Source organism: Staphylococcus sp. ZWU0021, from assembly GCF_000798895.1.
Classification (GTDB): domain Bacteria; phylum Bacillota; class Bacilli; order Staphylococcales; family Staphylococcaceae; genus Staphylococcus; species Staphylococcus saprophyticus.
The window spans coordinates 197,582-219,516 of sequence record NZ_JTLN01000030.1; the positions used below are offsets into that span (position 1 = coordinate 197,582).

Here is a 21,935-nt window from a genome sequence, read left to right on the forward strand (position 1 = left end):
ATATGATTGAAGATCGACGCGTTCGTAAAACGAAACAAGCAATTAAAAATGCATTCATTAAATTATTAAATAAAAAAGATTTAGAAAAAATCACGATACAAGATATCACAGAATTAGCAGATATTAACCGTGGCACTTTTTATTTACATTATGAAGATAAATATATTTTATTTTCAGATATAGAAGATGAGTATATCAGTGATTTAGCAGATGATATGCTTTTCTACAAAGATATGACAAAAGGGCTCAACATTGAAGCTTTCGCTAAAGTCTTTTCAGAGAAAGTGCTAAAAAATATCATGGTTTATATCAATAAAAATATCGAATTTTATCAAATTATTTTTAAATTAGAGCGAAAGAGTCATATAGAAGAAAAAATATCAGAACTCAAGTTTGAGAATATGTCTAAGAATGTTAATGATGACCATAGCATTTCTGGTATACCGTTAGATTACTTTCATAGTTATGTTTTTGGTGCTACGATTTCTTTTATTAAACACTGGGTTCAAGATACAAATAGAAAGGAACCTGACATTGTCGTTGGCTACTTATTTAAAATTATTTTTAATGGTCCATTGCGCTTAATGGCAAACGGACAATTAAAATAATGAATTGTATGCTTGTCAATATCATGTTTCTTCGCTAACATTAAAAAGAATTTCAAAGAAAGGACATCATTGTCTTATGATAACTGCTTACAAGCATTCACAAACCCAAGAAATTGTTCATACTGAATTAGATCAAACCGCTTCATGGATAAATGTTGTTGATCCAAATTGGGAAGAAATAGAAACTTTAATCAATCGTTATGATATTCCTGAAGATTTCATTCGCGATCCACTAGATTCAGAAGAAAGCGCCCGTGTAGAATACGATGAGGATACACGCTACTCGCTTATCATACTAGATTTACCTGTTGTTAATGACACAAACTTGAAAGTATTGTCATTTATTACGATTCCTTTAGGTATTATTATCGGTAATAAAAAGATTATTACTGTTTGTAATGTAGAAAATGAATTTCTTGATAATTTTGCACGCCAAAATATTAACTTACATTTTCACAGTCGTTTTGCATTAAATATATTATTGACCATTTCAAATCACTATAACAGAAACTTGAGATTACTCAATAAAACGCGTCTACGTATAGAACGTGACCTAAAAAATAACGTCACAAACAAACAGTTATATAATTTAATGGAAGTAGAAAAAAGTTTAGTCTATTTTTTAGCCGCGCTAAAAGGAAACGAAAGCATAATCAAAAAATTATTTAGGTTGCCAGCCATTAAACGTTTTGATGAAGACGAGGATATATTAGAAGATTTAGTTATAGAAAATAACCAAGCATTAGAAACAACAAGACTTTATACAGATATCTTAGAAAGTATTACAACATCATATGCTTCCTTACTTTCAAATGAAATGAACAATACCATGAAGACATTAACGCTTTTTACAGTATTTTTAACTTTACCAACATTGGTATTTAGCTTTTTTGGGATGAACGTCCCATTACCAATCAATGATCACAGTTACATCTCATGGATTATTGTGATCTGTATTTCACTTATCATTGTATCAATTGTCGGCGCATTTTTATGGCGAAAACAAAAGTTATGATGCTTAATTAAAATGTAGTAATTAAATACACAATCCTCATTTTAAATATGATTTCGTATGAATGCTTTAGCACATATATGATCAAAAAGGTTTGTTCATTTTTAGAGTAATAAAGAAAACGGTAATTTCTATTTTATTTCAATAGAAATTACCGTTTTCTTAGTTTATGTTTTCAACTTGTAATCTATAACAACTTTTAGCTATTTTGAAATGGCTTTATTCCCTTTTCTATAAGATAGCCCATATGTTAATCCAAATGCTACGATAAAGGCGATTAACATGCCTATTCCATAATGTAACCAACCATTATGTTGGCCACTTATAGAAATAAAACCAGGGATTCCTGCCGTACCTAACGCGATTGCTTTCACTTTAAAGAAAGATATATAGGCTGCTCCTATACCTGAACCTACTATCGCACCAATAAAAGGATATCTAAGTTTTAAGTTAACACCAAACATAGCTGGTTCGGTAATACCTAATAATGCTGATATACCCGCTGCAGATGCGACGCCTTTAAGTTTTTTATTTTCTTTAACAATAAAGAAAGCTGCTAGTGCTGCTGCACCTTGCGCAATATTCGACATTGTCGCAATTGGGAAAATAAATGACCCACCTGTTGAAGCACTATCTGCAATCAACTGTGTTTCAATCGCAATAAAGCTATGATGCATACCAGTAATTACAATAGGCGCATATAATAATCCGAAAATCAGACCGCCAATCGCACCACCAAATTCATACAGCCATGTTAAACCATCTGACAACCAATAGCCTAATGTCCGTGTAATTGGTCCTACAAATGAAAATGTAACAAATGCAGTAACTAATATAGATAATAATGGCGTAAGTAAATTATCTAAGACAGTTGGTACTACTTTACGTAGTGCTTTTTCAATTGTCGCAAGAATATATGCAGCCACTAACATAGGAAGCACTTGCCCCTGATAACCAACTTGGTTAATGTCTAAACCAAAGAGATTCCAGTGAGGGATTGCCTTACCTTCTTCTACAGCTTTCGGATAATCATAGGCACTCATTAAATCGGGATGTACCAATATCATCCCTAAAGCTGCACCAAGAAAGGCGTTGCCTCCAAACCGCTTCGCAGCACTAAAACCTATTAATATAGGTAACAATGTAAATGGTGCATTAGCAAAGACATTGATCATCTCAGCTAGCCCTTTAAACTGGTTATGTACGTCAATTAATGATTGACCATCATAAAAAATACCTGGTGCTGTTAAAATATTATTAATACCCATTAATAGACCACCAGCTACAATTGCCGGTATGATTGGTACAAAAATGTCCGATAACATTTTGACAAATCGCTGAAATGGATTCATATTTTTATTACCTTGTGCTTTCACTTCAGAAGTTGTAGAAGCTTCTTTACCTGTTATGTTTTCTAATTCATTAAACACTTTATTCACAGTACCAGAGCCAATAATAATTTGATATTGACCACCTGTTGAAAACGTTCCCTTAACGACATCCATATCATTCAATACTTTCTCATCAACTAAACTTTCATCCTTAAGAACAAGTCGTAAACGCGTAGCACAATGCGCCATTGCGTCTAGATTGTCTTCTCCTCCTATTGCATTTAATAGTTCTTCCGCAGACTTTTTATAATTCAATTAAATCCCTCCTCATTAAATGGAACCGGTACCAAAAATCTTTATCCTTATTGTAACCGGTTCCAACTAAGAACGCAATATCCCACTTTAATTATTTATTATTACATCTATGGCAACTACAACATATTACCCTACTGTTTTTAATTCTTCATCTGATATACAACTAGCATAGGACTTAATTCTTTCAATAAAATAATCTTGTAATATTTGTATCGTTTGCTGATTTGTTTCTACGTTACCTAAATGAATTTTCCACGCTCGCGCAGGACATTCAGTGTCAAAAAATTCCTTATGCAATCTCACTGTTTCACGGTTTATAGGTAAATGATATTTGTTCAATATAAGTGCAGCCATTTTGAAACTAGCTTCTTCATTTCTCATAAATGCCTCATCATCTAAAACACCATTTATTTTAGATTGGCAACGTTCTATACCTACATAATGTGAATTAGCAAATGCGTTACCACAGTGCCATTCTATATATTCAGATGGATGAAACCAATAGCACGTATTAGCGTCTACATAGAGACATGCCCAGCCTTTCTCTAATTCATTTCTATTTATTCTGCGCTTCAACCACTCAATGTATGCTTTAGCCGTATAATTTTCAGCATCATCATGAAGTACTACGCCTAATACTTGTAATTTAGGTTCTGTGATCTTTTCTGTTTGTCTATAAAATTCAGAATAAATATGTTCCATTGTGAATCCTCCTTCGTATTTTTGAATTTGTTTTAAAAATTAACTCTCTTCATTCAGAAAAATTATCCAACCTTGAAATTGAATTGTGGTAAATTTAATTTTTAGCTTTAAATCACTTTGTAAGATTTAAATTTATTTATATTTAAAGGATTAAAATTTTCAACTTTTTATAATATAATGTATTTTGTTCAATATATTTATAGCATGTTATTTTATTATCAGGAGTTGCTTTTACGATGGATAATACAACTTTATGTATTCATGAGCATTTAAACACCATTACACGCCGTTGTATCAATCAAGTGATCTTATTGTTTTCACTGAGTAATCATTTAGACATAACTTTAAATGGAAGAAAAATCTCAGCTGGAAATAACATTATTATCATTAACCATAGTGATTTATATCAAATATCGAATGCACAACAAGTAGTTGAAATATGCATACCTATTAGACATTTTATAAAATTAGAAAAACACTTTTTCAATTCCAATTATAATTTTAAATTACTAAATTCTGAACCATATTTAAAATATCAAATTTTGACAATGGCGCAACAATTAAACCAATCATTTACTATTGATACTTCTCTAATGACAGAAATTATCACGAAATTAAACAAAGAAGCCAGAGTCGAATATGATGCGCCTTATATTCCAACGATAGACACTGAAAATAGTTTATTAAATAAAATTACTGAATTTATTAAAGCTAATATTTCACTACCTCTTTTATCTAAAGACGTGTCTAAATCATTCTATATCTCGGCATCTTATATTTCAATTCTGTTCAAAAAACATCTAGGCATGAGTTTTAAAAATTATATTACGAGCTTGAAAATTGCCCTTTCACTTTCCGAACTTGTTCAGAATAAGCAAACCATTTATCAGGTTTCCGAACAGTTTGGTTTTAATCATTATTCAAACTATACGCAACAATTTAAACATTTTATGCAAATGACACCAAATGAATTCAGAAAAAATGTTCAATCTAATCCTAAAATGATTGTTCAACTTGTTAATGAAGATATTAGCCCGTATCAAAGTGCTATAGATACTTATACCTCAGATAAACCGCAGACCATAAATCAAATCAACATTGAGTTAAATCAATTAACTTTTAATGATGCTATTAAATCACCTACTGTTTTTATACACGTTGATAATTTGATGGATATTGTGCAATCTGACTACAATACAAAGCTTAGCTTTAAAGATTTAACGAATGCCTATATTTTAATAAATAATAGTCGTAATTTAGCATTAGAAAACCTAAGTCTTACAGGTATGATTGACTTTATCGATGCTTTATTTTCAAATTATGTTGGTATTGCCATAAGAATTAAATCCTTAAATCAGTTTGATCTCATCGAAGATAGTATCTTTCAATTTTTAAAATATAAACCTGAGTACGTCAAACAAAATCGTGATTATAATTTCCTATTGTTACTAGATGCGACACATTTATCTCTAACAGATATTAATCGTTTATATATTAAAATCAAAAACTTCAATGTGAAGCTCAATATTAAAGTTGGCATCACAGTTGAAGGTGTCATAGAGCAGACACACTCATTAAAGAATGCGTCAAAATTATTAAATCGGTTTAATTTTGATTTTCATTTCATCGATATTGAGCAAGACAACGTACAAACATTACTTAACAAAAAAAGTACGCATTTCAATAACTCAATGAGTCATTTTGAATACTATAATAAACTCATCGAAGAAACACAAATTGATGCTTCAAAATTTGTTTATACGAAACTATCTAAAAAAGGTTTTTTACTTTATGACGGAAAACATCCCTTACAAATTACAGATTTAATGTGCCATATGCTTATCATGTTAAAAAGAGGCAGTGGCGTCGGCTATGAATTAATACGTAAAGAAAAATATGATATCGCCTTAATGAATAACCATGGTATTTATGAACCATTAATGTACTTATATCAATTTGTTAAACCTTTCATTAGTAAATATACAGCCATTCATCAAAACTATATTATTCTGCATGAAGATCATTCTATTCATCTTTTATTGTTTAACGCACCATATCAAAGATCATCAACACAAGATGTTCAAAAATTCATTTTAAAAGAAAAACATCTACCAGCTAAAACAACGTTGTTCATTCAAACATTGAACAGAGAGCATGGATTTGTTGATTATGCATTACCTTCTTCATTTAATGACACTTATATTGAAAGATCGTTATTACGCTATATTGAAGATTCCACAATTCCTAAAGCTGAAATAAGACACTTCTCTCGTTCAGATTCACCATTATACTTCACTTTACATCATGATGAATTGAAATATATACGTATTTTACCATCTTAGAATCACACTAATGTTAAACTTAACTTAATTTACATCCCAATGAATCTGTACAATTATAGATTATTAACAAGGTATCTGAATCATTTCATTTTGAATGGCAATGTTATAGAATGTTATTTGTAACAGAAACAAATAGTTCGAAAAGGAGCGTTGCACATTGAAAAATAGTAAAGTATTTGCTATATCGTTAAGTGTAATCATGTTAGTTATAGCTGTTGTATTGATTATAATGATGTTCACAAGTGGACAAAAAGAAACTTATTACGGATATATGAAAGATGCTACGACAGCTGATAAAGTCATAAGTGAAAAAGATCATAAAATTGAGAAGAATGTTAAGTTACCATCAAAGTCTGATTTTTCACCTAAAAAAGGAGACTTTGTTAAATTAGTAAAAGCTGACGGTGATGACACTTATAGTAAGATGGAAGTTGTAGATCATGACGATATTCCACATGGCTTAATGATGAAAATCCATGATATGGGCGGCATGAAGGGTATGTAAATATATATTCCACATATCAAATTCGATATACTAAAATAGCTATGAAGAAATCTATAGTAGTAGATTTTTTCATAGCTATTTTTACATTTATAGAAATATGTCTCACTCAAATTAATTATAAAAGCGTGAGAAGTAAAGTCAGTTTAGGAACTAAATGGCCTTCCACAACAGCTTTTTATAATTAAATCGATTTTAAATATGCTTGTCCTTTTTCTTTATCATAAGCATTCTCTCATTTTGCTATAACAATTGTAGACAATGCATTCCCCATGACATTTACGCATGTTCTAACCATATCTAATATACGGTCAACACCTATAATTAATGCAAGTCCTTCTGCTGGTAAGCCCATAGATGTCAATGTCGTTATCAATACGACTATAGAAACACCTGGTACGCCTGCCATACCTTTAGACGCTACCATCAAAGTAACCATCAACATAATTTGCTGCTCTATGGACATATCGATACCATACATTTGTGCTACAAATAATGCTGCGATTGATTGATATAATGCTGATCCATCTAAGTTAAATGTATAGCCGATTGGTACGACAAAAGAGGTAATGTCTTTCGGTGAGCCAAAGCGTTCCATTTTTTGCATTATAATAGGTAGCACTGATTCAGAACTAGAAGTTGAAAAAGCTAAGATTAATTCGTTTTTCAAGATTTTCATTAAAGCAAAAATACTGACACCACATATTTTTGCAACAATGCCTAATATGACTACTACAAAAAATATCATAGCGCCTATAACAACTAAAAATAATTCTAACAATGGAATTAGTGCTGATGCACCAAACGTCATAATCGTTGTACAAATAAACGCAAACACACCAATAGGTGCAAGTTTAAGTATCTTGTTTATCATCCAAAAAACAGCTTCTAATGTACCTGATAAAAAGAGCTTTACAGGTTCAGCTTTTTGACCTATTGTCGATAAGGCAATACCAAAAAATACTGCAAAGAATATAATTGGTAACAATTCACCACTTGTCAAAGCTCCAAAAATATTGGTCGGTACAATATTGACAATCGTATCTATAAAATGGTTGCCATATGTAGATTGTTCTGCAGCTTTTGCTGAACTTTCATAATGACTTATATCCCCTTTAGGTAACTTATTTGGCTCTAAGCCTGCGCCTGGTTTAAAAATATTAGCAAATATAATGCCTAATCCAATAGCAATTGTTGTTATAATTTCAAAATAAAGAATTGTTTTAAAACCATAACGACCCACTGTTTTAGATTCACCAACATCAGAAATAGATCAAGCTAGTGAACAAAATACTACTGGTATCACTATCATTTTTATTAAATTTAAAAAGATGTCCCCAAATGGTTTAATATAATTAGCGACGTCACTATGACCATAGAGCAATAACCCTACTATGACACCTAATACCAAAGCAATCATAACTTGCATTGGTAAACTTATTTTCTTAAATATTGTCATGATGTTTCTCCCCTTTTATAATATCGACTAATTATACCAAATTAAATCTTTTTACACATCTATTTTTTCTACATTTTAAAACTTTATACACTTAAAATAACATAATTTATTTTTGATTATTATTTAAGTTACATAATTAAACCTTTAAGACAATCAATACAAAGGCTTTAACAATAACATGATGTTTTTCTTAACTTTAACTCTTTTTAGTATATATAGTAATTATGCGATTGAATTGAAATTTTTCTATTTAATTTTATATTTGAGTAACATAAAAAAATCATACTTCTTATATATTTAAAAGCCAGAAATTCTAACAAAACAGTATATTTACAAAAAAGAACGAATCCATAATAAATGGATTCGTCTTTTTTAAATATTAACTTTTAAGCGTACTTGATAATCTACAGAAGTAACTCATATAATCATTTGATTTCTGTGTTATTCCTAATTTTAAAGGCCTTCATACTTCAGCTATTTTATGAGCTAATCCTTAGGTTTGTAATCTTGTTTAAATGCATTGTGCTTCGCATCTTTAACATTTTTATTCGTTTCACTATCAAAACCTTGAACTAATATGCCTTTATAAGTACTAATCGGTTGAACAACATAAGTGTATTTAGGATCATCCTTAAACTCTACTTTTTTATAATACAATCCTTTTTTAGCACTATAAAGTGTCTTTTCTGTTTTAATTTTTTCTGTTAAATGCTTTTCGTCCATATAATGGTCAACTAAGTCCAAATTTTTATGACCTTGATACGTTCTCATACCAAAGAAAAATACGATAGCAATAATCAATGATATGACCAATAGCCCTATGATTTTTAAAAATGTTTTCATCATTAAACTCCTTTTATTAAAACATAACCTTCTATAAACAATGATAAATCATAATTGTTGTAACTTTTTATACATAAAACGATATGTATATATTAAAATCCATAATGTTATTATTATGACTGATTACAATTCATTAATAAAGTATTAAAGCACTTTTGTAACAAAATCTTCTTAAATTCATTACTCATTATAAGTAAATTACGCCCTGTCATTTGTTAAGAATAAATCCTATCAAATGAGTTGGTTTTCTATATATTGTTTTGCATTATGTATTATATATAAAATATTATAACGAGGGGGTAAAAGAGGCGCACAACTGTTGCTTGACAATAGACAACGTTCATAATAAGGTTAACTTTCATAAGGGGTGATTTATAATGGAGGAAAAAGATAACACGCTAGAACGACAACTATGTTTTCTTTTTTATGTTTCTTCTAAAGAGATAATTAAGAAATATACATCTTATTTAAAAGAATTCGATTTAACATATACAGGCTACATTGTTTTATTGGCAATCGGAGTGGAAGAAAAATTAAATATTAAAACACTAGGTGTACGTGTTTTTCTAGATTCAGGTACACTTACACCATTATTAAAAAAACTAGAGAAAAAAGGTTACGTGACTAGAACACGTGAAATTGATGATGAGCGCAATTTACAAATAGCGCTTACAACAAAAGGTAAAGATATTAAAGAACCACTTTCTAATATATCTAAACAAGTCTTTAACGAATTTGATATGGAAGTTGATGAAGCGATTGACTTAAAAGAAACATTACAAAATTTTGTTAACAAGCATTTCCAACAAAATATTTAATTTACGATGGATAAGTTAAAGTTAGAAGTACATTTTATAATTATTTTTGACTTTACTTATCTTTTTTTAACTACCACTGTATTTCACTATTTTTGCCATATGTAGTTGTATAAATCTATTTACATATATTTATTTAATGAACGCCCTATTACAAGTGGTGTTTTTTTATGTCTAATGCTTTGACTTTGACTTTCTTTGACTATAGTATTATACTGTAGTTGTAAGGTTAAAGGAGAGGTGATTAGAGATGATACAAAATACCAGTAATCTTCCACAAGATTTATTAGAAGGTTTATTATCAGATCATCATGAATTCAAAGTAAACGTTTATCAGTCAGATAATCAATACACAGTTGAAGCTGAGCTTCCTGGTTATCAAAAAGAACATATTTCAATCAATTATGAAGATAAAACACTAACAATTACTGCAAAACATTCAGATGCACAGCAAGATGATATGACATATCTTATCAAAGAGCGTAGTACTGATGAACAAAGCAGACAATTTATATTCAAAAACATCGATACAAATGCTATTAAAGCCACAATGGATGATGGCATTTTATCTGTTATACTACCAATCAAACAAACAAAAACACAAATTTCAATAGACTAAATTTTTATAAAATATTATTTAAAGGAGAGATGTACGATGGCTTTTGATATGAGACCATTTAACAATTCATTTTTTGAAGGAAATCCTGGAGATTTATTTAAAGATTTTGGACGTCAGTTTTTTGAGCAATTCCCAGATAGTACAAGCATTAAATCAGACGTAAAAGAACTAGATAATGCCTATGTTGTGGAAGCTGAACTCCCTGGTTTTCAAAAAGAAAATATTAGTTTACAGTTTGAAAACAATGTTTTAACTATTGAAGGAAAACAAGTTATTGAAAACAATGAGGAAGATGAAGCAGGTCGTCTAATTCATCAAGAACGTAGTACGAGCAACGTCAAACGTCAATACCCATTTGAAAATGTTGATGAAAATGCTATTAAAGCTTCATATGAGAATGGCATGTTAAATGTAACATTACCTAAAAAAACACAAGAAGAACGTTCTTCATCTAATATTCAAATAGACTAACGATAATGAACGTTTACACGAGTTAATTTTTATAGTAAAAATCATAACGGTAGAGTCACTTTATTGGTGACTCTACCGTTTTTCTTTATGTTGATCTATTGGGTTTCCCCTACTTACACATAGGCTAATAATTAAGGACATATAAGCATATTAAAAAACCCATCTCCAAAAATTTATGGAAATGGGCAATAACTTTATTTAGCCTATTGGTAGTTTAGACAGCTAGATTTCTATTTTCGGATTCCTCTACGCGCATTAAATGATCAACAATACCAGTATAAAATTGTTCTAATTCTTCACCAGTGCGTTTATAATCTGTAGGATCCATACCAACAAAATCCATATGATCCCAATCCTTTTTAACTGGTAAGACTTGCCAAATACCTTTTTCATTAGCTGAACTAATATCTGTTACATTTTTATAGGCTTGTCCATTTGGATATAAGGCTGAAATAGTAGGTACAATACCATCATTTAATCTCAATTGGTGATTCTTATCTTTACCAATGATTCGACTTGTTAAATCCATTAGTGGATATTGTCTAATATTTGGAACATGTTTGCCAGATAATGTTGCATGTGAAGCTTCCCCAGCATATGACGTATAAACAATATTAGGGTTCAGTGAGGTATTTTGATTTAATTGTTCCGAACCTTCGGCTGTTAAGTCGGTTAATGCATTATCCTTTGTATCCCATAAAGGACTATTCTTTATACGTTTTGAGTATTCGATATAACTTTCATTCGCACGTTGATGGAAGCCCCATTGTACAAAGCCTAAATCTACGGTTGAGAATTTATTACCACCTACTTTGCCAATTGTATTAATAATATCTCTGGCAAATTGACGTACACCTAATTTATCTGAACCTTGTGTACCATTATGTGTTGCACCTAATGTTGTCATTGAAGAAATCATATTATCATGATTACCCTCGAAAAGCGGTGATATTTCTCCACCATGTTCTTTTTGATAATCAATTTCTTCTTGATTTCCAAAACGTAAATAGTGTTCAAGCAAACGAATCATTTGGCCACCCATACTATGTCCAACTAAATGAACTTTTTGACCTGGTTGCCATTCTGGCATCACGCCAGTATATGTACGTCCGTATCTATCATGACCATATTTTTCAGCATGTGCTTGACCATAATCTACACGACCGCCTTTGATATAATAATAAAGTTCCGTTGCTCTATCATGGTTACTACTGAAAGTACCAACTGTAGCTTCATGTACTTCATACCCTGACTTTTCAAATTGCTCTTTGATATGGAATTTATCCCCACCCCAATAATTAGGGTAAAAAACAGGTCTATTTTCACCTACACCACCAAAGAAACCGTGTACTAAAATCAGCGGGTATTTGTTTTTATATTCACCTTGTTTTGCAGTTTTTGAATCTTTAAGTAACTTATCCGCTTCTACTTCTTCAGCATCAGCACGTTTTCGAGGTGTAGCTGTTTCATTTTCAACTTTATCTTTTGCTTTATAAGGACTATCTTTCGCGTTTGGATCTAAATCTACTTTTTCTGTATCAAATTTTGTTTTTGTTTTTAAATTATTCTTATCGCCATTATTTTCTATACGTTGTGGTTCTTGTGTTGTTTCATCTTCTGTGAGGCTTTGTTGGTCTTGTTGCTCATTTTTTGTGTCTTCTTTTGAATTAATATCAGGCGCAGTTTCTGGTTTAGCTTTATCTTCTGATGAAGTTGGATTCGCTTTTACGTCTGCTTGATCATCTACTTTTTCATTTTTAGCATTTGATGTTTCTGTTGAATCTTCTTGAGTTTCAACTTCCAATGATTGACGTTTTTCTTTTTGTTCATCACTTAAATTAGATGAACTTGCTTGATGGTCTATCTCACTATCATTTTCATCAGCCGTTGATTGTTTATCTTCTGTGTTTTCATTTAGTTTACCTGTATCAACTTTATTATCTGATGAATGCTTATCAGATGCATTAGGAGTGCCCTGTTCATCATCTTTTGCTTGATTTAGTTCTATTGGTGGATTAAATTCTGTTTTTTCTGAATTTTCATCTTCTACTTTATTGCTATCTTCTTTCTTTTCTTGATTATCATTGTTTTGGTTTGATTCAGGAATTTTTTCCGTCTTTATATCTTCGGTCGAATTTTCTTGTTTAATTGGTGGTTGTTGAGATTTAGACTCTACTTTTGTAGGCGTATTTGAGCTATCATTGTTAGCTTGTGATTGATTTGTATTTTGAGGTTCATCTTGTGGTTGTGCTTGAAGATTTTTTGTTTGGTCATCCGTTGATTTGACATCAGGTTTTCATTTGTAACTGACGGCGATATTGCACGATTTGACTCGTCTTTCGCTGAAGTTTGTTCATTCTTTAATTCATTACTTGAAGATTCACTTGCAAATGACACATTTCCGCTAGCAATAAAAAATGTAGCCGCTAATACAGATACTGTGCCGATAGAATATTTTCTTATACTGAATCTTTGCCTCGAATTACCATTTTTTTGGATATTGTTTTTCTTCAAAAAATCCCTCTAAATTATTTTTTGTGAAACTACATCCCTTGTTAATAATTTTCCCCAAAAATTATAAATAACTGTATATATAAGATAACATATTTTATATTGAAGTAAATTAATTTCAATTATTAATACATTTCTTTAATGCATAATTGATTAAAATCTCATTTAAAAAGCAACTTTTGTATAGTTAAATGTAATTGCTAATCATTGGAAAAATTAAGGTTTATTTCTTTATAAAATTAAAAGTAAACCTAAATGCGATTTCGATATCATTTGTTGTGTTTATCAGTTTTATCTTATATAAAATCATCAAAAAAGGAATCCTCTTATTCAACTAATAAAAGGATTCCCTGACTCATATATTTATTAATGGAATGGTGGTTTTCCCAACACATCTTCATCAAATCTTTCTGGTATAAGTACTTTTCTCATGATAACACCTAAATCGCCATCTTCACTTTCATGTTCATTATAAATTTCATATCCACGTTTTTTATAAATATCTAGAAGCCACGGGTGTTTACGGGCTGAGGTACCTAAAGTTACAGCTGGTACTTTAAGTGTATCTCGTAAAAATGTTTCTTCTACATATTTTAACAATTTACTACCTATCCCTTTACCATCATATGAAGGCTTAGTTGCAAACCACCACACAAATGGATATATGGAAATACGTCGTTTACTTTCCCATGGAAAACGCACTGTTATAGTTGAAATGATTTCTTTATCATCTTCTAATACAAATGTAGTATTTTTTGTTAGATTATCTTTTACCAAAGCTAAATCAGCATTGACAGATGGCCAATCAATTCCCAATTCTCTTAATGGTGTAAAAGCCTCATGCATAAGTTGTTGTAGCGCTTCTGCATCTGACTCTGTTGCAATTCTTATATTGTAATCAGACATGTTGTCACTCCTATCATTCCCAAGCTTATTAAGTCATTAAAATAAAATGATTTTCATAAACTTACTTTTAAATTATATAAATACAATATGTCTTCTTTATAATCGAGTCAATTGATATGTTTTAGAATATAGATCTAATACATACGTGAAGGCAAAGCAATCACACTTTGCTATCATGTTTTCGTGAATCTACGTCAACATTAATTGCTGTTTATAGCGTCACAAGTGTTAAAGCTATTGTGTATACATTATGTATTTGTAAATCAATCAGTTACAGTACTATTGATTAAATTTTAGAAATACTATCTGTTTTCATAGATGCTCATTTTATGATTTACTATGCCAACTATCTCTTCTTCCATTCAAATATGCATAAACTAACCCTACGAAAATACCTCCACCGATAAAATTACCAATAAACGCGCAGACAATATTTTTCAATACATGTAACCATGCTACCGCGTCGAAATCATAAAAAACCATACCTAAATATAACCCAGCATTAAACACAACATGCTCGTATCCCATAAATACAAATACAATCACTCCACAAGCGATGAAAAATGCTTTGGATAAACCATCTTTAAATTGAATTGATACATAGATGCCGATATTAATAAAGAAATTACAAAAAATCGCTTTTACTAAAATCGCATACCAACTACTATCAATGGTTTTGCCGTCGACCATACTAGTTAAGCTACTGATCATTTCTGGTGTCATAATAGGTGTAAATTTCATTAATGCAAAAAGTATAAAACCACCGATTATATTAAATAAGAAACAAACCAACATAATACCTAACGCTTTATTCATACCAATGATTTTATAATACCAACCCACTGTCAGATACATAAAATTACTAGTTAATAATTCTGAATTAGTTAACACAATCAACACCAATGCTAAACTAAAAGAAATGGCGCCCATCAGATTCACTAAACCTTCATTCGTTCCTGCAAATTGTGTTTTGATACCTAGCATAAATACTGTAACAATAGCTAATAGAAATCCTGACATAATGGATTTTAGTGCATAGCGTCCTGGAGTTTGGCTAAACATGACTTCTTTCATTTGTACCTGATTATTAATATTTTCAATTGTTTCTTTTGACGTATATGTATCGTTTATAGACTTGCCATTATCAACCATAAATCATTCGCACCCCTTATCAATTTTTAAAAAATCAAATTTTGCTAACAATATTATTATAAGAGTTTATACCTATACTTAATAGTCGTTTTAGAACATTTTATTAAATTAATACATTGCACGTTTAAATAATATATCGTAAACTCTACTTGTAACTAAAATTTACACAAGCACTAGCAAAAGGAGTCTTAATCTTGAACACTCAATTTTCTGTGTCCATACACATTCTTACACTATTAGCCACTGAAAAAGAACCAGTGTCTAGTCAATATATAGCAGATAGCATCAATAGTAATGCCACACTAGTTCGTAAAATATGTCGTTATTTAAGAGACGGTCATTATATTCAAAGTAGTCAAGGTATCTCGGGATACAGTCTATCTTCTTCCGCAAATGACATTCACTTAGGCGACCTATACCAACTTATCTTTTCAGAAACAATGCATTTCGCAAAAATTCATAAAGATACCAATCAACATTGTCATGTAGGTAAAAATATTAGCCATGCGCTAGATGAAATTTATAGTGAAGTTGATACAACCATAATTAATAAACTAAACACGTATACAATCCAATCGGTCATTGATCATTTTTAAAAATGCTTACGTAACTTACTTTTTAATGGGTTATACACCATGGGGAATCATTGATATTATTTCATTTACAACTGGAGAAATGAAAAAACGTTATGGTCTCATTTATGTAGATAGAGATAATGAAGGACATGGTACTTTAGAACGTAAGAAAAAAGCTTCCTTTGATTGGTACCGTAATGTGATTAAAACAAATGGTGAGTCCCTCAATTAATATTATAAATAAAACAGCCTGAGACAAAATAGATGTCTCAGGCTGTTTTCAATTAGTCAGTAGATGACTGAATTAAAATATAAAGACTCACTTGTTTAAAGAAATGATTTTTCCATTCCCATGGAAACGAGACGCTCTAATGCATAAGCCAAAGCCTATATACCACATGAAATTTCTAGAAAGACATATACATGAGCATTAGTTCAGGTGAACCTTTATACAAGTCATCGTTGCCTTGATTGCATAGGTGGGAGTACGAAATCTCTATTAGAAAATTTGATTTCTGCCCATCCCCTTTTTGGTTAAACAACTATAGTATTATTGTTTAAATTTACTTAAAAAATGTAGACCATAGGCAAAAATACCATATCCAGCTAATGTACGTAAGAACCATTTAAATGTATGACTACTTAAGGTTTTTTCATTTAATAATACTGTAGGAATTAATGTACTAAATGAATACAAACCAAGTACTTTCATGTAACGTTTATTCAATACACACACCTCTTTTCAATACTATTATATCGAAAAACGCTAAATGATTACTATGCCAATTACAACATTTTTTTGAAGTTTTACTGTTATAAAGTTTCTAATAATGTCTCTAAGTTATCAAACGTACTATTCATACCTTCTTCGACACCCATATCTAATAATTGTTGTGCCGCTTTAGGGTCGGGTAATACAGCAACTGAAGTAAGCTTTGCTACACCATTATCGTTATCTTCAATATGAATCGTATTGTGCATACCAGCCATTTTTTGATCAATATTACCATCTTTATCTGCAAAATAATCATTATAATCAATCAGCGTGGGTTGTATCACTTCGGTATATTGCGTTACAGTATAGCTCGTACCTTGTGGTGCGCGTATAGCAAAAAAGGCATTCCCACCCGTTTGTACATCAGATTCATACACTTCTGTAGTGGCACCTTGTGGGTGAAACCATTTTTCAAATAAATTTTGGTCTGTATATGCTTTAAAAATTTGTTCTGCAGTAGCTTTAAATTCCCTCGTAAATATGATGTTATTTTCTACAATTTTTACACTCATTTATGATTCTCCTTCATTCATTATTATATATGATGTTATTGATTTAACTTTGGCATCTTTACGGTGACTTGTAAATTCAAACATATCAGCAAAATAAATCGTTGTACCATTTTCCAAAATCTGCGTACCATGCAATGCACCAGATTTACCGTGACTTATATTCATTTTCACATCTATGGATACAATAGTTTCTTTGTGGTCTTCAAGCTCTTGATAAAATGCGTCAAATCCAGTTAATTGAAATGCGTCTACTACTTCCCATTTAAAATCCTCTGCAACGATCGCTTGCAATTTGTCTTTATCCACAAGTGCTGAGCCAATTAAAAAATCTAGCATGACTCTTCTCTTAGGTGCGTTATCACATTTCAAATCACCAGTTAAGTGAAATGGCACATCAAATCCAATATCCTCTTTAAAATTCATGTTATGTTTTTTCAAGTTATCTTCCAATATATCCATTGCTTTCGGTCCTACACCATGTATTGCTAATAATGTCGTTCTATCATATCCAGCAATATCTTCTAATGTTTTTACCCCTATATGGTGTAATGCATTCGTCGCTGGTTTCCCTATTTTAGGTAAATCTATCGTCATTTTATCAACCCCTTCTTTTTAATAACTATACCCAATTTAAACATTAATCAAAATTTATACTATCTTTTATTATAAGATAGTGAAAAGAGGGATTATATGTCAATATCTGATCAAATGATGAAAGGATTGTTAGATGGAGCTATTTTAGGTTTAATTGCACAAGGCGAAACTTATGGCTATGAAATATTAGACAAATTAAAATCACAACAATTTCCAGAAATCAGTGATGGCAGTATTTATCCAGTATTATTACGCTTAAATAAAAAAGGTTATGTTACAAGTGTTTCTAAAAAATCGATGACTGGTGGACCTAAACATAAATATTACTCAATTACTGATACTGGTAAAAATGAATTAAATCAATTTAAAGCAAATTGGCATTATTTGAATAATGGTATGAATAATTTGATGAGGAGTGTAAACGATGTTAACTAAAAAAGCTGAAGATTTTTTACTAAAGCTGCGTATCGAATTATTATTTCGTGATAAAACGAAAAAGATGTTAACGCGATTGAAGAAGAATTACGTGACCATATTACCACTGCTGAAGCACAAAACGAAAATGTCGATGACTTATTGAATACACCTATAAAAAACTATGCCGACACATTTTCAAAGGAACTAAATTTAACACAAGGTATTTATAAATATATATTTTATTTCATTTCTTTCATGATTATTATGGTAGTCATTCCTAGGATGCTTGATAACTCATTTCAACTAACGTTAGCGCTCATGCTTTATATACTATTTATATTTATAGGTTCTTTAGTACTTATATTATTTGTCATTAAAAAATTAATTATGACATGGGGAGATAGTAAAAAGACTTATATTGCTGTCGGTTTTTCATCAGCTATCGTCTTCGGTATTTATATATTAAGTGAGTATTTATTACGACATTATCCAATATTTATTTTTTGGTCACCTAATCAAACTACTAATTTTATTATTGGCATAATACTTTTATTACTAACAATGGCCATTTGCTTGCTATTAAAGAAAAAATATTTTGCTGGTCTTATTTTAATCTTAAGTCTGCCTAACATAATAAGCCGGATATTTACTGGCGGCGATTACTCTAATAAAAATTTCTTAATCATTTCATCTATTGTATTAACAATTATCTCTTTATCTTTCATTGCTTATATTGTTGTACAATATTATCGTGACAAAAAATCAATCGACAATAATTAAATATAAAAAGCTACTCGATTAACAATTTGTTTCAAATATAGACCAAGCTACTGCATTAATTTTGTGTTAGTTTGGTCTATTTTTTTATCGTTTGCGTAATTCAATGTAATAAACATTACGGCTTTTTAATTTAGATTTTCTCATGTTTTTAATGTATTGGCATTTATTTGGACCGACTCCTACGGGAAAAGCACTAGCCGAAGACTACAGGTTATGGCAGTGCCAACGGAAAGCGTGCACAAAAAAACTGCCGACAAAGTCAAAGACTTTGTCGGCAGTCTGAACCTACTCGATAATCTAGTAGTTTTTTATATAGTTTAGTCTTCTAATGCGAATTCTAAACTCACTTGGAATTTCACATCTTTACCAATCATTACGCCACCAGTTTCAAGTGCTTGGTTGAACGTGATACCATATTTTTCACGGTTAATAGAACCGTTAACAATAAATCCAACCGTTGTTGCACCGTTCATTGGGTTTTTACTTTGGCCTTCATATGATAAGTCAAAAGTTTCTTCATTCGTTTCGCCTTTAATTGTTACATTACCTGTGATTGATTTTTCATCTGCTTTAGTAATTTCAAATTTGATTTCTGGATTATTTTCTACATCTAAGAAATCTCCACTACGTAAATGCGCATCACGATCATCTACACGTGTATCAATAGAGCTCGCATTAATTGTAAAATCACCTTTAATTGTACTTAAATCATTAATGTCGCCATCAATATTTGCATCAAACTCTGTAAATCTACCTTTAATATTTGAAATCATTAAATGTTTTACTGAAAATTCTACTACTGAATGTGCTGCATCGAAATTAAATTTTGTCATTATCACTATACCTCCAAAGTATTATAAGTTTTGTTTATACATTTATTATACCAAGTATATAAAATATATCAAACAAAAATCTTAAATATTTTCTTCTAAATTCATTATTCCCATTTCTGAATAAAGTATTCATTTGAAGATTCAAACAATTGTGAAGGTTTTATTGAAAATTATCATTCTTAATGAGCTAACATTTCCTCTTTAATTTCCTCGCTACTTAACGAATTTGGATAATATGTTGGCCAATTATCTAATTCTTTTAAAATTTTATCTTTATTATTGCCCATAAAAATATGGAAATGTGCAGCTTTTTTCGGTTCAATATTATGATCACTGAACTGTACATATTTAGGTAAATGACTATTTTGATCTACTAATTTAAAAGTATATCTCACACCTCTGTTACCTTTTTCATATTTTAAAATATCTTTGCCATCATATACATATTTCCCAGTTTCTTTTTTACCATCTTTTTCAAACGTTATTGTATCGTTTGAAATAGTAATATGACTTATATCTGTTTTATAACCTTTTTCATAATATGACTTATATGCTTTAGCAGACATGGAATCATCATCTTCTGCTTTATGTTCCATAACTTCATCCAAAGTGCCATCTTTTAAGTAAGGATAAACTGATTGCCAGTTGCCTTTATAATCACCCAATGTTCTATCTTTAACTTGGCTATCTTTAAAATAACCGTCAGAAATCGCTTTATCATGTTTACTTTGTTCCTTATCGTCTTCAGTTTGAATAGAATCACTTAATGCTTTATCCATATTTATAATATTTTTCTTCATCAATGATTGATAACTCAACTTATAATCTTGTTGCTGCGATTTATTTAAAGATTCCATATTATAAAATTTTAAAGGTTTTGCCTCTGTTTCTTTACGTATTGTGTCTGTCACTTTATTTGATACATTATCTTCATATAAAATATATTTAGCTCCAGAATCTTTAATTTCTTTCACAATGTTCGACAATGATTTTTGTGAAGGATCTTCAGCATTCATATTTTGTACACCTTTTTGAACAAAATCATATCTTTCTGCAAGATATCCAATAGATTCATGAGATATAAATATCGTATTACCTTCTTTATTTTCAGTAATAGATTTCAAATCTTTATCTATTTCTTTTAAATCCTTATTTAATTTTTCATAGTTTTTTTCATATGTTTTCTTGTGTTTAGGATCCTTCTTAATTAGTTCATCTTTAATCTCTTTAGCAAATGTCTGATCAAATTTAGGATCTAACCAAACATGAGGATCGTATCCGCCATGATGGTGATGTTCATCATGGTCATGTCCTTCTTCTTCATGACTATGTTGGTCCGTAAGCAATTGAGATTTATCTAATTTATCTTCAAGTGCTAATTTTTTATCATCTTTTTTAATTGTACTTGCTACTTTTTTAGCAACTGGATCTAAATTGTCACCAGTATATAGAAATAAGTCCGCTTTTGATGCATTAATTATATCTTTTTGTGTAGGTTCGTAATTATGTAAATCTGTTCCAGCTGGGTAGATAGAATTCACCTCTACGTGTTTACCACCTATTTGTTCAGCAAATGACTTCAAAGGGAAAACAGTTGTATTTATTTTTATTTTTTCATTCGATTTTGTATTATCGGACTCTCCTTTTCCACAACCGGCTAGAACTACCATGAATGCCAGAACCATAATACTAATGTATGTAATTTGTTTCAATTTTAAAACCTCCTAAATAGTAATTGTTACGATTTATTATTATATGCTTTCTTCCTCATAAAAACAATACTAAATATAAAATTTTCGTAATTATTACGATTTAATGCTGAGAAAAAACACAGACAAGTAAAATCAAAAATGTGATTATA

At 30.4% G+C, this 21,935-nt stretch carries 21 protein-coding genes and 3 pseudogenes; 11 read left to right on the forward strand and 13 right to left on the reverse strand.

The features are described 5' to 3' along the window. Nucleotides 1–2 precede the first annotated feature (2 nt). Together L987_RS10040 and L987_RS10045 are read left to right on the forward strand one after the other, a co-directional pair. Nucleotides 3–608, forward strand: a complete 606-nt coding sequence (locus tag L987_RS10040; protein WP_047504491.1) for a TetR/AcrR family transcriptional regulator C-terminal domain-containing protein — start codon at nucleotides 3–5, stop codon at nucleotides 606–608. A gap of 76 nt (nucleotides 609–684) precedes the next feature. Then, nucleotides 685–1,623, forward strand: a complete 939-nt coding sequence (locus tag L987_RS10045; protein WP_011302469.1) for a magnesium transporter CorA family protein — start codon at nucleotides 685–687, stop codon at nucleotides 1,621–1,623. 200 nt (nucleotides 1,624–1,823) lie between these two features. Here L987_RS10045 and L987_RS10050 read toward each other — a convergent pair whose 3' ends face one another. Further along, a complete protein-coding gene (locus tag L987_RS10050) occupies nucleotides 1,824–3,266 on the reverse strand; it encodes a sucrose-specific PTS transporter subunit IIBC (protein ID WP_011302468.1) in 1,443 nt (480 codons plus the stop codon). Nucleotides 3,267–3,392: 126 nt separating this feature from the next. Continuing rightward, the gene (locus tag L987_RS10055) at nucleotides 3,393–3,968 is read right to left on the reverse strand and encodes a peptidoglycan recognition protein family protein (RefSeq protein ID WP_011302467.1); all 576 of its coding nucleotides are present in this window, start codon (nucleotides 3,966–3,968) and stop codon (nucleotides 3,393–3,395) included. A 236-nt stretch (nucleotides 3,969–4,204) separates the two neighbouring features. On the opposite strand from L987_RS10055, the gene rsp reads away from it, so the two are divergent. Both rsp and L987_RS10065 read left to right on the forward strand, forming a co-directional pair. Continuing rightward, nucleotides 4,205–6,310 (forward strand): AraC family transcriptional regulator Rsp, encoded by a 2,106-nt coding sequence (rsp, locus tag L987_RS10060; RefSeq protein WP_011302466.1) that lies wholly within the window; start codon nucleotides 4,205–4,207, stop codon nucleotides 6,308–6,310. Nucleotides 6,311–6,467: 157 nt separating this feature from the next. After that, nucleotides 6,468–6,815, forward strand: a complete 348-nt coding sequence (locus L987_RS10065) for a DUF4889 domain-containing protein (protein WP_011302465.1) — start codon at nucleotides 6,468–6,470, stop codon at nucleotides 6,813–6,815. Between the two features lie 232 nt (nucleotides 6,816–7,047). On the opposite strand, the pseudogene L987_RS10070 reads toward L987_RS10065, so the two are convergent. Together L987_RS10070 and L987_RS10075 are read right to left on the reverse strand one after the other, a co-directional pair. After that, nucleotides 7,048–8,271: pseudogene (locus tag L987_RS10070) on the reverse strand (cation:dicarboxylate symporter family transporter). A gap of 486 nt (nucleotides 8,272–8,757) precedes the next feature. Continuing rightward, complete coding sequence (locus tag L987_RS10075) at nucleotides 8,758–9,114, reverse strand: DUF3139 domain-containing protein (protein ID WP_011302462.1); 357 nt, start codon at nucleotides 9,112–9,114, stop codon at nucleotides 8,758–8,760. 377 nt (nucleotides 9,115–9,491) lie between these two features. Here L987_RS10075 and L987_RS10080 point away from each other — a divergent pair, with 377 nt between their 5' ends. The 3 genes from L987_RS10080 (at nucleotide 9,492) to L987_RS10090 (ending at nucleotide 11,019) form a co-directional block, all read left to right on the forward strand. After that, on the forward strand, nucleotides 9,492–9,932 hold the full coding sequence (locus L987_RS10080; protein ID WP_047504496.1) for a MarR family winged helix-turn-helix transcriptional regulator: 441 nt from the start codon (nucleotides 9,492–9,494) through the stop codon (nucleotides 9,930–9,932). A 247-nt stretch (nucleotides 9,933–10,179) separates the two neighbouring features. Then, complete coding sequence (locus tag L987_RS10085; protein WP_011302460.1) at nucleotides 10,180–10,548, forward strand: Hsp20 family protein; 369 nt, start codon at nucleotides 10,180–10,182, stop codon at nucleotides 10,546–10,548. A 36-nt stretch (nucleotides 10,549–10,584) separates the two neighbouring features. Then, nucleotides 10,585–11,019 carry an Hsp20/alpha crystallin family protein gene (locus L987_RS10090; protein WP_011302459.1) on the forward strand — a complete coding sequence of 145 codons (435 nt, stop codon included), beginning with the start codon at nucleotides 10,585–10,587 and terminating at the stop codon, nucleotides 11,017–11,019. 214 nt (nucleotides 11,020–11,233) lie between these two features. Here the strand turns inward: L987_RS10090 and lip are convergent. The 4 genes and pseudogenes from lip to L987_RS10105 form a co-directional block, all read right to left on the reverse strand. Further along, nucleotides 11,234–13,222, reverse strand: a pseudogene (lip, locus tag L987_RS10095) (YSIRK-targeted triacylglycerol lipase); the annotation flags it as partial. After that, complete coding sequence (locus L987_RS14310) at nucleotides 13,192–13,533, reverse strand: YSIRK-type signal peptide-containing protein (protein WP_048787340.1); 342 nt, start codon at nucleotides 13,531–13,533, stop codon at nucleotides 13,192–13,194. The gene L987_RS14310 and the pseudogene lip, both read right to left, overlap by 31 nt. 363 nt (nucleotides 13,534–13,896) lie before the next feature. Continuing rightward, complete coding sequence (locus tag L987_RS10100) at nucleotides 13,897–14,436, reverse strand: GNAT family N-acetyltransferase (protein ID WP_002482453.1); 540 nt, start codon at nucleotides 14,434–14,436, stop codon at nucleotides 13,897–13,899. Between the two features lie 327 nt (nucleotides 14,437–14,763). Next, nucleotides 14,764–15,588 (reverse strand): formate/nitrite transporter family protein, encoded by an 825-nt coding sequence (locus L987_RS10105; protein ID WP_047504499.1) that lies wholly within the window; start codon nucleotides 15,586–15,588, stop codon nucleotides 14,764–14,766. A 194-nt stretch (nucleotides 15,589–15,782) separates the two neighbouring features. On the opposite strand from L987_RS10105, the gene L987_RS10110 reads away from it, so the two are divergent. Together L987_RS10110 and L987_RS10115 are read left to right on the forward strand one after the other, a co-directional pair. Then, nucleotides 15,783–16,184: an Rrf2 family transcriptional regulator gene (locus L987_RS10110; protein ID WP_047504503.1), complete on the forward strand. Its 402-nt coding sequence runs from the start codon at nucleotides 15,783–15,785 to the stop codon at nucleotides 16,182–16,184. 22 nt (nucleotides 16,185–16,206) lie between these two features. Further along, nucleotides 16,207–16,395, forward strand: a pseudogene (locus tag L987_RS10115) (family 1 glycosylhydrolase); the annotation flags it as partial. Nucleotides 16,396–16,713: 318 nt separating this feature from the next. Here L987_RS10115 and L987_RS13935 read toward each other — a convergent pair. The 3 genes from L987_RS13935 to L987_RS10130 all read right to left on the reverse strand — a co-directional run bounded on the left by L987_RS13935 (nucleotide 16,714) and on the right by L987_RS10130 (nucleotide 18,044). Further along, nucleotides 16,714–16,890 (reverse strand): hypothetical protein, encoded by a 177-nt coding sequence (locus tag L987_RS13935; RefSeq protein ID WP_011302453.1) that lies wholly within the window; start codon nucleotides 16,888–16,890, stop codon nucleotides 16,714–16,716. Between the two features lie 86 nt (nucleotides 16,891–16,976). Next, complete coding sequence (locus tag L987_RS10125; protein ID WP_011302452.1) at nucleotides 16,977–17,450, reverse strand: SRPBCC family protein; 474 nt, start codon at nucleotides 17,448–17,450, stop codon at nucleotides 16,977–16,979. After that, nucleotides 17,451–18,044 (reverse strand): helix-hairpin-helix domain-containing protein, encoded by a 594-nt coding sequence (locus L987_RS10130; protein ID WP_011302451.1) that lies wholly within the window; start codon nucleotides 18,042–18,044, stop codon nucleotides 17,451–17,453. It lies immediately after the preceding gene. Nucleotides 18,045–18,140: 96 nt separating this feature from the next. On the opposite strand from L987_RS10130, the gene L987_RS10135 reads away from it, so the two are divergent. Next, entirely contained in the window at nucleotides 18,141–18,479 is a 339-nt protein-coding gene (locus L987_RS10135; RefSeq protein WP_011302450.1) for a PadR family transcriptional regulator, read from the forward strand. A 237-nt stretch (nucleotides 18,480–18,716) separates the two neighbouring features. Further along, on the forward strand, nucleotides 18,717–19,241 hold the full coding sequence (locus tag L987_RS10140) for a hypothetical protein (RefSeq protein WP_231558589.1): 525 nt from the start codon (nucleotides 18,717–18,719) through the stop codon (nucleotides 19,239–19,241). A gap of 317 nt (nucleotides 19,242–19,558) precedes the next feature. On the opposite strand, the gene L987_RS10145 is transcribed toward L987_RS10140, so the two are convergent. Both L987_RS10145 and adcA read right to left on the reverse strand, forming a co-directional pair. Continuing rightward, on the reverse strand, nucleotides 19,559–20,074 hold the full coding sequence (locus L987_RS10145; RefSeq protein ID WP_041784764.1) for a YceI family protein: 516 nt from the start codon (nucleotides 20,072–20,074) through the stop codon (nucleotides 19,559–19,561). Between the two features lie 179 nt (nucleotides 20,075–20,253). After that, the gene (gene adcA, locus L987_RS10150; RefSeq protein ID WP_047504507.1) at nucleotides 20,254–21,786 is read right to left on the reverse strand and encodes a zinc ABC transporter substrate-binding lipoprotein AdcA; all 1,533 of its coding nucleotides are present in this window, start codon (nucleotides 21,784–21,786) and stop codon (nucleotides 20,254–20,256) included. Nucleotides 21,787–21,935: the final 149 nt, after the last annotated feature.